Genomic DNA, 14,022 nt, shown 5'->3' with positions numbered 1-14,022 from the left:
GCACCAAGAATGCACGCGAAGTGGTGCACCAAGCACGCCAAGTCAGCCTCGGTTTGCCCTTTTATCAAAGAAAGGATCCAGCCGGCTGAGCGGATTGAGAGCGGGTCACTACGCTATGGTACAGTGAGAATCGGCGATCTTGGTACTGTTGCACGGCGCAGTGCGGCGCATCTATTCGCGTGACCAACCGTCTTGGCGAATCTGTCGAGAGCGGCGGGTGCGATCACTTCAGCTGAGAGAACGGCCGTTGCTGTTCGGTTGAGGCTCGATGCTTCCCAGGAGCGCGCGGATGACTCAAGGCATAGATTGGCCCGGATTAGCGAATTCACTCAAAACCGAGGCGCTCTTTTTTAGTCCGACAGCAGCAAGCAATCTCGCATCGCTCTTCGATGGTATTGATGAACTGAAAACGAATGAAGGCCGTTCGCTTGTCGTGGACGCCGGTCCCGGAGCGGATTTCCACACCCTTTTCCGCGCCCAGATCTTTCCATCTCACGACAAGTTGAAAGCCGCGCTCGGCAGACCAGACATCCACCTCGGCTCGCCGCGCTCGCGCTTGGCGATTGATGGTCGCATGAGCGGAGAAGGCATCTTGGCGTTTTGCGCTACCAGCAATCTGAAGGCCGCTATAGCCGGCACACGGCCGTCTACTGGTAGCCGGATTGTTGTGGGTCAGTTCGAGATCATCAGAAAGCTGCGACTACTCGACCTGACCGTTCTTGATAACGTTCGCATCACGGGAAGCCTCGCTGACTTCGGATTGGCCGGGAGGACCGAGGTCGCCGTTTTTCTACGATCGCTAAGTGAACGTCTCGCGCAGTCAGTCATGTTTGACGCCGAGCCTTCTGACTACCTTGCAGCTGAGGCCATGGTTCACTTTCTTCTAACAGAGGCTTCGGTGCCTATTGATGGCATCATCTTTCCATCGGGGCATTCCGTCAGAGACGCTCTTGGCGTCGTCCTTTTTCACGGAGCATCCTGCGTCGAGCCAATGAACTTCCTGGAGGGAACAGAGATTGGCGTGAGTACGGGCCGGTGGGCAGAGGCTGGCTGGGTGGAAGACTACGAAGTGTTTGAGGAAATGCCGCAATTTCACAGTGAAATAGATAAAAGCGAGCAGCAGCCGGGGCGGCCGGACTCAGGCATCTTTAAGGTGGGAGTGCCCGTTTCCACTCACAACGCCGATTGGCGCGACCATGCCTTACGCATCGTGCCTGAAAGCGTGAAAGTACATCACGTAAAGCGCGTTGAAATCGAGGCGGATGAGTTCGCGGTGAAACGGTGCCGTCAGAAAGGACGTGACGGGTTGTCGATATCGGTGATCACGGCGATTCAGATGCAACAAGCCGTGGAGGAGGCCGGTCAGCGCAAACAGCGCTGATCGCAACTATCGAGCTAGGAGTTCGACAAATGACCAATATCGTTTCTGGCATCAAGATTCCCGATAGCAAGATCGCGCGCGAAGCTGCTGAGCTCGTGCGGCAACATGAATCCGAGTTATTGTTCAACCACTCGGTCCGCGTCTTTGTATTTGGCGCGATGAAAGGCATTCGTCAGAACCTGAAAGTCGACGCGGAGCTTCTCTATGTCGCGGCGTTGTTTCACGATCTGGGTCTCGTAGACGCTTTTCACACCGAGACAAGGCGGTTTGAAGTCGATGGCGCCGACGCAGCGCGCGAATTTCTCCGCAGTCATGGTATTCCCGATCCGAAATCTGATTTGGTTTGGGAAGCGATCGCCCTGCACACCACCCCGGGTATTCCGCAATTCATGCGGCCCGAGATCGCTCTCACGAACGCTGGTGTATTGGTAGACGTCGTCGGAATTGGGTATGATGAGTTCACATCGGAGCAACGTGATCAAGTCATCGCCGCGTTTCCTCGCGGCGATAATTTCAAGAATGATTTCATCAAAGCGCAGACCTGCTCTGCTCTCAAGAAGCCTGCGACGACGTTCGGCACCGTCAACTTCGATTACATCCAGGAACACGACCCCGCATTTCACCGGCCCAACGCGTGCAGTAGAATTCGAAACGCGCCCTGGCGGAGTTGAACTGTCGTGGGTGCTGGTCTCTGGGGCCGCATGGTGAGGGAATCCGTGCAGCGCGTTACCGATGTGAGCGTGCCCGTGTCTTGGTGCGAGGACCGATGTCTAGATCGCTAAACGAACTTCACTGGCTAACCCTCGGAGCGTTCGCGATCGGCACCGAAGGGTTCATGATCGCCGGTTTGCTGCCGGCCTTGGCGCAAGACCTGAACGTCAGCTTGTCCGCCACCGGGCACCTGGTCACCGCGTTCTCTGTCGCTTATGCCGTGGGCGCTCCGATAATGGCGGTGCTGACGGCCCACTTGGAGCGGCGTCGCGTGCTCGCGATCGCCATTGCGAGCTTCAGCGTCGCGAATCTGCTCGCTGCAATGGCACCGGGTTATGCGGCGTTACTGGCAGCTCGGCTGCTACTTGCCCTATCCGCCGCCAGTTTCATGCCGGCGGCCAGCGGATATGCCGCGGCGCTGGGCGGACCGGAGCGGCGTGGCCGGGCTCTGTCGATGGTCACCAATGGGCTGACCTTAGCGATCGTTGCCGGCGTGCCGCTCGGGGTATTGGTTGGTGAGCGGTTTGGTTGGCGCGCTACTTTCCTCGGCGTGGCGGGCATGGCGGCGCTCTCGCTGCTTGGCATCCTCTTCGGGCTGCCGAGTCAGCGGCCGGGCATCACGGCGAGTCTGGGAGAACGCCTGGCGTTGGCCAAGCGCCCCGACGTGATGACGATTTTGGCGACCAGCGTTTTGACGGTCGCCGGGACATTCACGCTCTATACGTATCTCGGCGTCTTTCTCGCGCATGCTTCCGGGATTGGACCACAGGGCCTTGCGCTGGTGCTCTTTGGCTTCGGGCTTGCCAGCGCGTTCGGTACCCGGCTCGGCGGCGCCATGGCGGACCACAGGGGCCCGGACTTTACCGTGATCGTAAGTGGCAGCTTCACCGTTCTGGCTTACCTTGTCCTCTCGCTGGGTGTGACGCTCGGGCCTGCGCGGGCCATGTTCGTTCTGCTACCGGCCATCCTGCTTTGGGGGCTGTCCAGCTGGGGGGTGATGACGGCGCAGCAGGCGCGATTGGTCGCGCTGATTCCGGATCTCGCTGCGGTCGGCCTGTCCCTCAATTCGTCAGCCATCTATCTCGGCAGCGCGGCCGGCGCTGCGGTCGGTGCGCTGGTTCTCGCGGATGGCGGCGTAATGCGGCTCGGCTGGGTGGCGACGGGATTTAGCTTGGCAGCGCTGCTGGCGGTGCCGGTCAGCGGCCGCGCCTTATCACGCCGAGGCTGAAGCGAGCCCTGCTCCTACGCGCGCGTTAAGGGCTGTTGTAGATCTATCGTATCGAAGGAGCAGATGAATGATTCCAAATATTCTCAGGAAGATCGAAGTCTACAAGCGTCGGGAGATCGAGGCTGCGAGGCAAATCCGTTCGGAAGGGCAAATGCTGTCGCTCGCCCGGGCCGCTTCGGCTCCGCGGGGGTTCGTCGCCGCAATCCGCAGCAAGCTGGCGACGGGCGAGTACGCGCTGATCGCTGAAATCAAAAAGGCATCTCCGTCGAAAGGGCTCATACGCGAGAGTTTCGACCCACCTGCACTTGCCAGAGACTACGAAGCTGGCGGTGCGGCTTGCTTGTCTGTGCTAACCGACAAACCGTCGTTCCAGGGAAGCTTGGACTTCCTGACGACGGCGCGCTCCGCAACGAGCCTTCCCGTGCTGCGCAAGGATTTTATCTTCGATACCTATCAGGTGGTGGAGGCTCGGGCATACGGGGCGGACTGCATTCTGCTCATCATGGCGGCCCTTGACGATTCCGCCGCCGAAGATATCGAGGCCGCGGCCCTCGACCATGGTATGGACGTGCTGATCGAAATCCACGACCACGACGAACTCGAGCGAGCCTCGCGGTTGCGTTCGCCGATGATCGGTATCAATCATCGGAACTTGAGGACCTTCCAGACAACGCTTGCAACCAGCGAAGCGTTGGCGCCGTTGATTCCGAAAGATCGCCTGATCGTCGGCGAAAGCGGCATATCCACGCCAGCAGATTTGGCCCGGCTTGGCCTGCTCGGCATATCGACATTCCTGGTCGGAGAAAGCCTGATGCGTCAGGATGACGTGATCAGCGCTACGCGGGCGCTGCTCGCCCGCGAAGAGGGAGGGGGGCCAGCTCCTCTGGGACTTTGATCTCTTGTCCTGGCTTCATCCCGGCACCCAGCGATCCGGCACGTAGCGCTTGGTCAATCCGTCATTTGCGCGCAGCGACCGCCCGTGCTGGTCATCATGCAACGTGCTCATCTGTCGGCTGACATTCTTCCACTTCCTTGTCGCTGCAAAGGGCGCAAAGTGACGGCTGCAGCTACCCGCGCTGAGCGTCCAGTTCAGGGAAACCTCAAATGAGGAAGCACTCGATCACCTTAATTGTTGCGCTCGCGTACGCGGCAGTACTCGCAAACGCCGCGACGTGGTGCAGCGCTGCTGCCACTGAAACGTCGAAGGAGGAGGTAGTGAGGCTCGAGAGCATTTATTCGCTTTCCGAGACGCTCGCTCGCTTGCGCACGGCTCTTGAAGCGAACGGTTTAAAGATATTTGCGACCATTGATCACCATGCTGCAGCGCAATCGGTCGGACTGGATATGCCCCCGACCACCGTGCTGATCTACGGTAATCCGAAGGGCGGCACTGCTCTAATGCTAGCCGCTCCAGACTTCGCGCTCGAGCTTCCGCTGCGGTTGCTTGTCCGAGAAGGTGAGCATGGAAAGTCTACGTAACCTACGCCCCCCGGCGAACCTGGAAGGAAAGCACGGGTTGCCTAAGGGTATGGCGGGAAAGCTGACTCCAGAACGGGTTATCACGAACGCCGTAAAAGCGACGTCCCCTAATAATTGAAGAAGCGCAGACCGCTCATGGAACCACGAACATGAATAGCATCGTCGCATCTGCGAGCCGCAGAACAGCTCTCTTGGTGTTTAGCCAAGCCGCCATGTTCTTAGGGGCGCCGTCCACAGCGACAGCTGCTGAACAGGAGTCCTCTGAGCATGTGCTTTCCGGTATAAAGCTTTTGCACCTGAGCAAGGCCCTTGCCGACTCACCCTGCAGGCGCGGGTTTAAGAGCGTTCCTTTCATTCTCACCTCGCCTGAACCGTGGGACCACGAAGCGGCTGACCTGCTGTTGTCGTACAAGTACCACGCGTTGCAGGTATGGGAGAGCACCGATCTTGCAGCGCCATGGATCAACCTGATGCGTGAGGCCATTAACGGGCAGGTGTTCTCGCTTGGGAACGTTGACTTTCTGGCCGTTGCTGCGGTTCACGGAAACGCTCACGCAGCTTTGTTCAATCAAGCGGCGTGGGAGAAGTACAAGTTGGCCAAGGTCGGTGGCGGGCAGGGCGACTTCAACAGTTTCATCGTCGAGAAGCCGGGGGCGTCACCCAGAGATGATCTTCAGGACCTGACAGGGTTTTACGGTCCGCAAAACAGCAATATTGTCTCACTCCAGCGGCGAGGAGCGGTATTTCTGGGCTGTCATGATTCCATTCATGCCATCGCGCGATATCTTCATCAATCGGGTGAATTCTCCGACGTCTCTCCCGACGCGATAGCGGCTGACCTCACCAAAAACCTGATTCCAGGCGTTGTGCTTGTGCCAAGCGTTGTGGCCTTTCTCGTCGAGCTGCAGCATGCCGGCTTCACGTATTCAAAGGCAAGTTAGACTCGTCCCCCCGATGGCGCGCCAATATTCGCCCAGCGTCACGGCAAATCCCAGGTCATGGGCCGCAAGGCCGGTACTCAAGAGGAAATAGCACCTTAGTCTCGAACGTCGAAGGAGAATGCCGTGAAGAGTCATGCCACTCTCATCTGTGCTTGCTTTGCGCTTTTGGTTGCCGGGTCAGCGACAGCACAAGAGGGGCGGGCCGAAACCGGCACGTCGAGCGTTGCTGAAATCGTTTCTGTTCTAGGGATACAAGTTCCTGACAGCGCATTGGCTCGCGACGCAGCTAAGACCATTCGTGATAGTGAAGGCGAGTTGCTGTTTCAGCACTCCATGCGGCTTTATTGGTGGGCCGCATTGGCAGGTGGGCGCAAGGGCATGGCCTTTGATCACGAACTTCTTTACGTCGCGGCTATGTTCCATGATTATGGGCTGACCGAAAACTATGGGGATAGCCACCTTCGCTAAGAGGTGGATGGCGCAAACGCGGCACGCGCGTTTTTGCGGAGTCACGGCATTTTGGAAGCCGATAGCCAAAACATCTGGCTTGCGATCGCACTACATACGACAAATGGAATTTCTCCGCATTTGTACCCGATCGCGGCGCCTCTTGCCGAAGGTGCGAACATGGATCTCGTCGGCGCAGGCTTTGACGACTTTACTGCGGAACAGCCGAGCACTGTCCAGCTGGCTTACCCGCGTCCGCTGCACTTCGCCGGCTTGTTCCGATCGGCCGCTGCCATCCGTCCCGTAGATGGCACATGGAATCTAGCGCTATGGAAGAGCCGACGAATCTGACCGTAGTCAAGCACGTGATAAGCGATGCAAATGCGCCAGTCCTCCACGCTTGACCGCCGTTCGTTCGTCGAAGCCGTCGGTCGCCTTGTCGGAGCAGCGACTGCGGCTGGAGGCCTGCTAACGCTTGGCCGGTCCACGCCTGGGGCGCGGGCGCGCTCGCAGCACAATTCGCCAACGTCCGAGGCGCTCATCCAGCCAACAGAAATGCGCAGCGCCAACGGTTCGTTCGATTTGACGATGACAGCTGCACCTGGGCCGGTGCATCTCGGCGGCGGTCGCGCCTTTTCCGGCCTGCTCTACAACGGCGCTTATGTGCCGCCGACGCTGCGCGTGCGCCTGGGCGATACGTTGCGCAAAGCGACTGAATTCTTCATCGGGTCAGGCGAGGCATTGACGCAATTGCGGTCCGGCCGCGGCAGGGGAATACCCGATGCGAACCATCTCATTCCAGAACGAGGCTTGGCGCCTCCCTGAACCGGTCCGACTATTGGCGCTCGTCAGATCCAGTGGATCGTTGCCGAGCACGGCGCGCGTCGAGGACGAAATCCTTCGACAGCGAGTCACTGGTCCGCAATGGATCGACGAGATTCGCGCGGCACCGATCGCCCGACGCCGGGCGCTTCTCTAGTCACGCACCGAAGACCGCACGGCGTTCATGATTGATGGCCACGTCGTCGACGAGGGGCGCACCGACCAAATCGTCTGGCTCGGCGATACAGAAGAGTGGACGGTGGTGAACGAGGATCAACAGTATCACAGCTTCCACATTCACCAAACACCGTTCCTGGTGACTGAGGTCCGGCGGCGTTTACTGGAGCGACGATAGCCTGCGCGACACGTTTTCGGTGCCGCCCGCGACAAACGGGTGGCCTAGTGTACTCAAGATCGTGATCCCGTTCACTGATCCCGTGATCGTCGGCAGGTTCGTTTACCATTGTCATGCAGTCGATCACGAAGACAAAGGCATGATGGGAATCATTGAGGTGGTTGCCTGATACGCCGGCAGGCCGCGAGTGTCCGATCGCCGGTCCGAACCTCGACAGTGCCATAGGTGACATGGTCCAGTCGAACCTTTGCATTTTCTCAAAATAACGACGGGTTGGCGAAGCGCGGAAAGCCTTAAGCGGCACATCGCAGACGTTCTCGCATTTCGGGCTGGGAGTAGCAGCGCGATCAGCCGGGTCACGTCTTGCGCACGCGCCCACCGATGAGAGTGCAGCCCGTTCAATCGCAGAATGTATTCGTTTCACTTCCGTAATCGCTAAATGTTCATCAGGATGCATCCGCGGAAATCATGTCGACAACCTGGTCAACAACGCGGTTGCGTCACTAGCAAAGGACATCCCGATCATGCGGATAAACATGCCCGCGACTCCATCGATCGCCGCATTTCTGTGTTCGGCCCTTCTTGCAATTGGATATGCTGCATCCGCAACCGCCGATGCGCCGGTGGAAGGAGATTATTTCCATACCGGGGCCGGCGCGCGATATCTGGAGCGAGCCAAGAGCGATATCATCACTGTACCCTTGCGCGGCAACATCAATGTCCTAGTGGGATCCGGCGGGAATATCGTTGTTCTATCGGGAAGCGAAGGCAAGTTCCTCGTAGATTCTGGCATCAAACCATCGAAAGACAAGTTGCAAGCGACTCTCGACAAGATCGGCTCTTCACCGCTGAAATACGTCGTAAATACTCATTGGCACTGGGATCATACCGACGGAAACGAGTGGATGCATGCAGCCGGCGCCTCGATCATTGCGCAGAGTAATACGCTGAATCATCTTTCGAAGACCACTCACCTGGACGACTGGAATTGGACGTTCGCTCCCGTTCCAGCCGGCGCACGCCCGACGATGATCGTGGACAATGAGAGGGAGCTCACCTTTGCGGGTGAATCGATAAAGATAGAGCATTTGGGCCCAGGTCATACCGACGGCGATGTGTTGGTGTACTTCGAGAAGGCGGACATTGTCGCCCTCGGCGATACGTTCTGGAACGGATACTATCCGTTCATCGATAACGAAGACGGCGGTAGTGTCAATTTTATGATCAGCTGGGCCAGCACGGTTATCGAACGCACCACGGATAAGACAATCCTAGTTCCTGGTCATGGGGCGATTGGCAACCGAGTTCAATTGATTGAATTTCGCGATATGCTGATCACTGTGCGTGACAAGATCGCTGCACTGAAGTCACAGGGAAAATCCCTCGAAGAAATCACCGCGGCGAAGCCGACCGCGGCCTACGATGACAAGTGGGGGCGATTTGTGATCAATCCGAAGTTCTTCACCAAGCTTGTCTACGAAGGATTGTAGACGGTGCGGCGCGTAGATTCGCGATTGTCCAATCTCAATTCGATTGTCCATTAAAGCTGACGGTTATTCTGTGATTCTGTTCAGAAGGGGGATCGATGTATCACCACAGCTTTCCTGCAAAGAGAACGCCGAATGGTCCTAGCGTCGGCTGTCGCATGCCCTTGAGTGTGGACTCGGGTCTCGTTCTGTCGCGGCGTTCATTGCTTCGGCAACTCGGAGTCGCAGGGGCCTCGCTCGCGGCCGCACCGGCTCTTGCGAGCGAATTGATCGAGTTGCCGCTGCCGAGCGAACCGCGTCAACGACCACTCACCCATGCGGTTCCCGGAGAAGTCGGGCATGATTCTGCAGCGGAGCCGCCCGCCGCTGCTTGAAACTCCGATTGAGGTATTCGATCAGGGCGTGTTCACGCCGAACGATCTGTTCTACGTGCGCTGGCATTGGTCGGCGATCCCAAATTCGGTCGACGTGAGCAGTTTCAGGCCGTCGGTACGGAGGCACGTGGACCGAGCGCTGTCACTTTCCATCGAAGACATTCTCCACTTGCCACGCGTCGAGTTGGCCGCCGTCAACCAGTGCTCGGGTAATTCACGGGGCTTCTTCTTGCCGCGCGTTCCGGGTGCACAATGGGCTCATGGCGCGATGGGCAACGCGAGATGGACGGGCGTCCGTTTGAAGGACGTCTGGATCGGGCCGGCGTCAAGAGTGGTGCCGTCCATGTGCGCTTTAAGGGACTGGACGAACCGCCGGTGCCGGACGCACCGACATTCAGGAAATCGCTGGCCATCGATCATGCCCGAGACGGCGAGGTGATGATCGCCTTTGCCATGAACGGAGAGCAGCTTCCACTTCTGAACGGCCTTCCGCTGCGGCTGGTCGTGCCCGGCTGGTATTCGACGTACTGGGTCAAGATGCTCAACGATATCGAGGTGCTGGACAAGCCCGACGACAATTACTGGATGGCGGTCGCCTACACTATTCCGGACGCGCCACATGCCAACATCGTGCCGGACCAGAGCGGCGTGAAGATGATTCCGATCAATCGCATGCCGCCGCGCTCTTTTATCACCAATCTCACGGAGGGCGCCTCTTTGCTTGCAAAAGCGCGTGTGCCGCTGCACGGCATTGCCTTCGGTGGCGATACGGGCGTAGCCAAGGTCGAGCTTTCCGCCGATAGCGGTCGATCCTGGCAACCGACCACGCTCGGCGCGGATCACGGCAAATACAGCTTCCGTCGGTGGGAAACTGATGTCTTGCTGCCCGAGAAGGGCAGCTACGGACTGATGGTTCGCTGCACGAACGCGGCCGGTGAAGTCCAGCCGTCTCAGCCGAACTGGAACAATAGCGGCTTCATGCGCAACGTCATCGAAGCGATCCATGTCAACGCAACGTAGGAGCAATCAATGCGCCCAAGCACGTTAGCCGGCTGCTTGGCGATGGCGCTGCTGTCCCCGACTATGGCACAGGTTCAGGAGCAGGCCGAAATCAAATCGATGACGGTAGATCTTCCCGCGGATGATGCTCTGTTTCCGGACGGTTCGACGGCCGAGGCGACCACCAACAACTGCCTGGCCTGTCACTCCGCGGACATGGTGCTGAACCAGCCGGCGCTGCCGCGCGCAACTTGGGAAGCCGAGGTTCACAAGATGATCAACGTTTACAAAGCTCCAATCGATGAAGCCGACGTGGCAGTGATCGTAGACTTCCTCGCGAAAGCCAAGGGCACCAACTGACGAACGACAGACTGAAGCAGTCATATATGGACTGGATCCATACGCTTACCGATCGCGGCCGGCCTACGGCTTGGTGGAGCCCCGACCGCACGATTCGTGTTGATCGGGAGCGCAGTCATCGCGTGATGGTACAGTCAAAATCCGCAATCTTGGTACTGTTATACGACCAAGCACGACGCATCTCTTAGCGAGCCGCGTCGATCCTGGTCCATCCGACTAGTGGGAGCCTCGATCAATGCTGACGAGCAGGTCGCGGACTCGGAGATGAGGAATGCCGCAATGGATGACATTGTGTCAATCGCCGGCGCGCCGCGCTTCCGAACCCAAGGTGACAAATGACCGAGAGAAAAGTATCATGAAGGCGATCGCTGTGACGGACCAGGCAGCAGGAACGGCCGGGATGAAGCTGGTGGAGCGACCCAAGCCGCAGGCAGCGATAAACGACGTCATCGTTCAAGTTCAAGCGTCGGGCTTCGTCCCGACGGAGCTGGAGTGGCCCTCGACTTGGACTGATCGCCTCGAGCGTGATCGAACACCGTCGATCCCCGGCCACGAACTCGCCGGGGTGGTCACCGCTGTCGGATATGGTACGACGGGGCTGTCGGTGGGACAGCGGGTGTTCGGCCTCGCCGACTGGTATCGCGACGGCACCTTGGCTGAGTATATAGCCGTTGAGGCACGCAACCTCGCGCCGTTGCCGGGGGACGTCAACTTCACGGTGGGCGCGAGCCTGCCGATCTCGGGCCTGACCGCGTGGCAAGGATTGTTCGTGCACGGGCGGCTTCGTGCGGGGCAGAGCGTCGTCGCGCACGGCGCGGCCGGCGCAGTCGGGTCGATGGTGACGCAACTCGCACGAGAGGCCGGCGCCTACGTCATCGGCACCGGACGCGCGGCCGACCGTCAAAAGGCGCTCGATTTCGGCGCGCAGGAGTTTGTCGACCTTGGCAACGACGCTTTGGAAGACGTCGGCGGAGTCGATCTTGTGTTCGATGTCATCGGCGGCGATATCGGAAAGCGGTCCGCACGTCTGATTCGAGCCGGGGGATCGCTGGTATCTGTCGTCGGGCCATCCGACGCGCGGCCCGTCGATGGCCTGACGGTCGACTTCGTTGTCGAGCCGGATCGGACCCAATTGAGTGAGATCGTCCAGCGGGTGCGGGACCGACGACTGCGGACGAACATCGGCAACGTCTCAACCCTCGACGATGCTGTTACCGCCTTTAACTCGACCGAGCGACGCGCGGGTAAAACCGTCATCCACGTTTCTCCTTGACGACTTGGCGAGCGTGAATGGTTCTGTCGCGTGAATTATCGCGCAATAGATCGTGACGATCGTCCTTGACGTCTTTCGCCCAAGCAGACTGGCCAGTCTCGCATCGGTGAGCGGAGGCAGGTGTCGCATGTCATGACAAGACCGACAGGCAGTATCGTACCTTAGGTTCATGAAGAGCGACGTTTTTTTCAACCCATCGGAAGTGTCTCGGATGCATGTCATGACTTTCAACGATTCGTGCCTGCCGCCGGTGTTGCCGACGGATGCGGCGTCTCTCACGGCCGCAATCGAGGGTTCGGTTCTACTCCCGGGCGAACTGGGATACGATGACGAACGTGCCGTCTGGAACCTCAATCACGAGCTGGCGCCAGCGCTGATCGTGGTGCCGGAGAACGCGGCCGATATCCAGGCCGCCGTTACTTTCGCGGCGAGGCAGCATCGGCCGGTTCTGGTGAAGAACACCGGTCACCAGATGGTCGGCAAGGCGCACGGCGCCGTTGTGATCGCAACTCACCGTATGAACGACATAACAATCGACGCGGCCCGCCGAACGGCGCGAGTCGGCGCTGGCGTGCTGTGGTCAGAGGTCATTGCGAAGGCGGCCGGAGCCGGTCTAGCTCCGCTGAACGGGACGAATCCCACTGTAGGAGTCGCTGGTTACACCCTGGGTGGCGGGCTCAGCCCGACCCTCGGCCGCTCCCACGGCTACGCCGCCGACCACGTGTGCTCGATCGATGTGGTCACCGCGGACGGCAAACTGCGTCACGTCAACGCGGCATCCGAACCCGATCTTTTCTGGGCCCTTCGCGGCGGCAAGGGCAACTTCGCAGTGGTCACGGCCCTGGAATTCAACCTGTTCCCGGTGTCTCGCCTCTACGCGGGCGGCATCTACTTCCCCGGTGAGCGGATGGCCGAGGTTCTGCGAGCCTGGACCACTTGGCATCCAGGCACACCAGAGACAATGACCACATCAATCGCTGTGATGCGGATGCCATCAATGCTCGAAGTGCCCGAGCCTCTGCGCGGGAAGTTTCTTGTCTCGGTGCGGGTCGCCTACAACGGCACGACTGCGGACGGCGAGCGGATGGTAGAGCCGCTGCGAGCGGTAGCCCCGGCAGTCTTAGATACCGTGCGGGACATGCCGTACTCCGAGGTCGCATCGATCCACAACGAGCCGACCGACCCGGTGCCATACTACGAGCGGGGCATCATGCTGCGAGAGTTCCCCGCACAGGCGCAGGACAAGTTGATTGAACTCGTCGGTCCGGACGCCGAAACCGCCTTGGTGCTCGCCGAGCTGCGTGCTCTGGGCGGGGGATGGGACCGGGAGCCGGCGGCACCCAATGCCGTAGCGACCAGGGGCTTGCCGTACAGCCTGCTAGCCGTCGCAGCCGGTCCGCTGTCGCAGGAGCAGCAACTCAAAAGATCGGTCGCCGAGCTGCTCGACGGCATGAAGCCCTGGAAGGCCGATCGGCGGTACGTCAACAACCTCGCGCCAGATGAGGCGGCTGACGCCGCGGCGATCTACGGCCCGGAGTGCTACGAGCGCTTGGCGTCTATCAAGAAGGCCTACGACCCAGCCAATATGTTCCGGCTCAACCACAACGTGGTGCCGGCAGCTTGATTAGACGCTGGCTGTCAACCGGCATTCAAATATTTGTAGGCCGAATGACATTCAGTGTTTGCTCTTCGCGTTACGAATATTGGTCGTGCCGGAATGCGGCTCGACCCGGAGCAGTTGCTCGCAATCGACCGACTTGTCCCTGGCTTCCAGCTCCGCCTGTGAGTTCATACCGCATGAGTCGAGGCTCCAGTCGAACGCGATGGCCCGTCGTGTTCTTCCTCGGCAGATGTTCCGCGCCCCCGCCCGTGTGCGCCGGAGCGGTCGATGTGAACAGTCGTCATCTCGCGCGTGAAATCGTTTCACTTCCTTACGAGCAGCGCAAAGTCCATACGACAGAGACGTCAGGCACAGGCTTAGTGCGCAGCAGCATTATGGAATTGCAGGAGAACCGCGCATGGATTCCATTTCTCGTCGCCATATGTTGGCAGCGACTGCTACCGGAGGTCTGCTAACGAGCGTTGGGCTGGCGCACGCGCAAACCGTGGGCGGCGCGATTCCTCAGCCACAGCGACCGGGTCACGGCGGCACCGATCCCGGTCCG

General features: G+C 59.4%; 14 protein-coding genes and 1 pseudogene. All 15 read left to right on the top strand.

Annotated features, from left to right (window positions below; all coding sequences use genetic code 11):
* The first annotated feature begins 289 nt into the window (after window positions 1–289).
* Complete coding sequence (locus AB4Z51_RS41225) at window positions 290–1,381, top strand: RES domain-containing protein (RefSeq protein WP_167768304.1); 1,092 nt, start codon at window positions 290–292, stop codon at window positions 1,379–1,381.
* Between the two features lie 29 nt (window positions 1,382–1,410).
* The gene (locus AB4Z51_RS41220) at window positions 1,411–2,052 is read left to right on the top strand and encodes an HD domain-containing protein (protein ID WP_135216747.1); all 642 of its coding nucleotides are present in this window, start codon (window positions 1,411–1,413) and stop codon (window positions 2,050–2,052) included.
* Window positions 2,053–2,147: 95 nt separating this feature from the next.
* The gene (locus AB4Z51_RS41215) at window positions 2,148–3,320 is read left to right on the top strand and encodes an MFS transporter (RefSeq protein ID WP_135216746.1); all 1,173 of its coding nucleotides are present in this window, start codon (window positions 2,148–2,150) and stop codon (window positions 3,318–3,320) included.
* Window positions 3,321–3,390: 70 nt separating this feature from the next.
* Window positions 3,391–4,215 carry an indole-3-glycerol phosphate synthase TrpC gene (gene trpC, locus AB4Z51_RS41210; RefSeq protein WP_135216767.1) on the top strand — a complete coding sequence of 275 codons (825 nt, stop codon included), beginning with the start codon at window positions 3,391–3,393 and terminating at the stop codon, window positions 4,213–4,215.
* A 209-nt stretch (window positions 4,216–4,424) separates the two neighbouring features.
* Window positions 4,425–4,799: a DUF302 domain-containing protein gene (locus AB4Z51_RS41205; protein WP_135216745.1), complete on the top strand. Its 375-nt coding sequence runs from the start codon at window positions 4,425–4,427 to the stop codon at window positions 4,797–4,799.
* Window positions 4,800–4,948: 149 nt separating this feature from the next.
* A complete protein-coding gene (gene tetH, locus AB4Z51_RS41200) occupies window positions 4,949–5,740 on the top strand; it encodes a thiosulfate dehydrogenase (protein WP_135216744.1) in 792 nt (263 codons plus the stop codon).
* A gap of 123 nt (window positions 5,741–5,863) precedes the next feature.
* On the top strand, window positions 5,864–6,208 hold the full coding sequence (locus AB4Z51_RS41195) for a hypothetical protein (protein WP_135216743.1): 345 nt from the start codon (window positions 5,864–5,866) through the stop codon (window positions 6,206–6,208).
* Between the two features lie 534 nt (window positions 6,209–6,742).
* Entirely contained in the window at window positions 6,743–7,012 is a 270-nt protein-coding gene (locus AB4Z51_RS41190; RefSeq protein WP_244623421.1) for a hypothetical protein, read from the top strand.
* A gap of 181 nt (window positions 7,013–7,193) precedes the next feature.
* Window positions 7,194–7,364, top strand: coding sequence for a multicopper oxidase domain-containing protein (locus AB4Z51_RS41185; protein WP_275552143.1), 171 nt, complete (start codon window positions 7,194–7,196; stop codon window positions 7,362–7,364).
* A 19-nt stretch (window positions 7,365–7,383) separates the two neighbouring features.
* Complete coding sequence (locus AB4Z51_RS41180) at window positions 7,384–7,533, top strand: multicopper oxidase domain-containing protein (RefSeq protein ID WP_275552142.1); 150 nt, start codon at window positions 7,384–7,386, stop codon at window positions 7,531–7,533.
* A 355-nt stretch (window positions 7,534–7,888) separates the two neighbouring features.
* The gene (locus AB4Z51_RS41175) at window positions 7,889–8,854 is read left to right on the top strand and encodes an MBL fold metallo-hydrolase (protein ID WP_441499433.1); all 966 of its coding nucleotides are present in this window, start codon (window positions 7,889–7,891) and stop codon (window positions 8,852–8,854) included.
* Window positions 8,855–9,009: 155 nt separating this feature from the next.
* A pseudogene (locus AB4Z51_RS41170) lies at window positions 9,010–10,245 on the top strand (molybdopterin-dependent oxidoreductase).
* 9 nt (window positions 10,246–10,254) lie between these two features.
* The gene (locus AB4Z51_RS41165; RefSeq protein WP_135216741.1) at window positions 10,255–10,584 is read left to right on the top strand and encodes a cytochrome c; all 330 of its coding nucleotides are present in this window, start codon (window positions 10,255–10,257) and stop codon (window positions 10,582–10,584) included.
* Window positions 10,585–10,939: 355 nt separating this feature from the next.
* Window positions 10,940–11,857 (top strand): NADP-dependent oxidoreductase, encoded by a 918-nt coding sequence (locus AB4Z51_RS41160; protein WP_135216740.1) that lies wholly within the window; start codon window positions 10,940–10,942, stop codon window positions 11,855–11,857.
* Between the two features lie 220 nt (window positions 11,858–12,077).
* Window positions 12,078–13,481 (top strand): FAD-binding oxidoreductase, encoded by a 1,404-nt coding sequence (locus tag AB4Z51_RS41155; RefSeq protein ID WP_135216739.1) that lies wholly within the window; start codon window positions 12,078–12,080, stop codon window positions 13,479–13,481.
* Window positions 13,482–14,022: the final 541 nt, after the last annotated feature.

Origin of the sequence: Bradyrhizobium sp. 2TAF36 (assembly GCF_052114925.1) — a bacterium.
Lineage (GTDB): Bacteria > Pseudomonadota > Alphaproteobacteria > Rhizobiales > Xanthobacteraceae > Bradyrhizobium > Bradyrhizobium barranii.
Note: the sequence above shows the minus strand (reverse complement) of the source record. Positions and strands in the feature narration are given on the sequence as shown.

Bases quoted from the DNA above. Each gene is read 5' to 3' on its own strand.
- AB4Z51_RS41225 (WP_167768304.1), top strand. From the start codon at position 290: ATGACTCAAGGCATAGATTGGCCCGGATTAGCGAATTCACTCAAAACC.
- AB4Z51_RS41220 (WP_135216747.1), top strand. From the start codon at position 1,411: ATGACCAATATCGTTTCTGGCATCAAGATTCCCGATAGCAAGATCGCG.
- AB4Z51_RS41215 (WP_135216746.1), top strand. From the start codon at position 2,148: ATGTCTAGATCGCTAAACGAACTTCACTGGCTAACCCTCGGAGCGTTC.
- AB4Z51_RS41205 (WP_135216745.1), top strand. From the start codon at position 4,425: ATGAGGAAGCACTCGATCACCTTAATTGTTGCGCTCGCGTACGCGGCA.
- tetH (WP_135216744.1), top strand. From the start codon at position 4,949: ATGAATAGCATCGTCGCATCTGCGAGCCGCAGAACAGCTCTCTTGGTG.
- AB4Z51_RS41190 (WP_244623421.1), top strand. From the start codon at position 6,743: ATGCGCAGCGCCAACGGTTCGTTCGATTTGACGATGACAGCTGCACCT.
- AB4Z51_RS41185 (WP_275552143.1), top strand. From the start codon at position 7,194: ATGATTGATGGCCACGTCGTCGACGAGGGGCGCACCGACCAAATCGTC.
- AB4Z51_RS41175 (WP_441499433.1), top strand. From the start codon at position 7,889: ATGCGGATAAACATGCCCGCGACTCCATCGATCGCCGCATTTCTGTGT.
- AB4Z51_RS41165 (WP_135216741.1), top strand. From the start codon at position 10,255: ATGCGCCCAAGCACGTTAGCCGGCTGCTTGGCGATGGCGCTGCTGTCC.
- AB4Z51_RS41160 (WP_135216740.1), top strand. From the start codon at position 10,940: ATGAAGGCGATCGCTGTGACGGACCAGGCAGCAGGAACGGCCGGGATG.
- AB4Z51_RS41155 (WP_135216739.1), top strand. From the start codon at position 12,078: ATGACTTTCAACGATTCGTGCCTGCCGCCGGTGTTGCCGACGGATGCG.